The sequence below is a fragment of the Burkholderia sp. E168m23 genome (assembly GCF_016586125.1).
GTDB classification, from domain to species: Bacteria; Pseudomonadota; Gammaproteobacteria; order Burkholderiales; family Burkholderiaceae; genus Burkholderia; species Burkholderia orbicola.
Genome location: NZ_BCPP01001676.1, coordinates 1 through 604, shown reverse-complemented (window position 1 = coordinate 604; position 604 = coordinate 1). Strand labels below are relative to the sequence as shown.

1 protein-coding gene is annotated in these 604 nt (G+C 52.8%); it reads right to left on the bottom strand.

Features of this window, described 5'->3' with window-relative positions; genetic code table 11:
- On the bottom strand, window positions 1-247 hold a 247-nt coding region (locus JMF90_RS39610; RefSeq protein ID WP_201326605.1), incomplete at its 3' end, for a DNA-binding protein.
- Window positions 248-604 lie beyond the last annotated feature (357 nt).

The window sequence follows — 604 nt, the reverse complement described above, 5'->3', positions numbered from 1 at the left end:
CCGCGCCGTCGAGCCGGATCTTGGAGGCGGAACGGATGCGTTCCCAGAAATGGTCGATGTCTTTCGGGATGTCGCTGGCGCTGCCGGTCTGGGTAAGATCGCGGACGTTGGCGGCCGACGGCCGAATGCCGAGATCGAAAAACAGCCGCTTGCATGCGTGCAGCGACAATTCCTGGCGCCGCGCACCGCTTGCACGCAGCGATTCCAGTTCTTCCCGAATGACTTGACGCATTTCGTCCAGGGTCATGACCACGCTCACAGACAATGAATTGTGGCAATCATAACGAAATACGTATTACTTGATACCTGTTTCGAGGGTCCGTTGTGAATTTACGTCGTTTTGCACAGAAATCGGATCAGGGAGCCAATCTTGCCGAAGGTGAGCCGGAATTCCGTGAAACAAAGCGAAGAAAGTTATTCAAGTCCTTGTCGCATAAGCATTTTTCAGCGGACCCGGAATTTTGGCCTTTGTTTCACATGACAGCGGAGCTGTTCGCCCGTGGGTGTTCTGGGGTTGAGGTGTCTGTGGAAAACTCGTCAGCCCGATGTCTTGAGAGTATTAGAAGTAAACACCCTTGAACCCTTAGTTAAAAACGTTAACGCC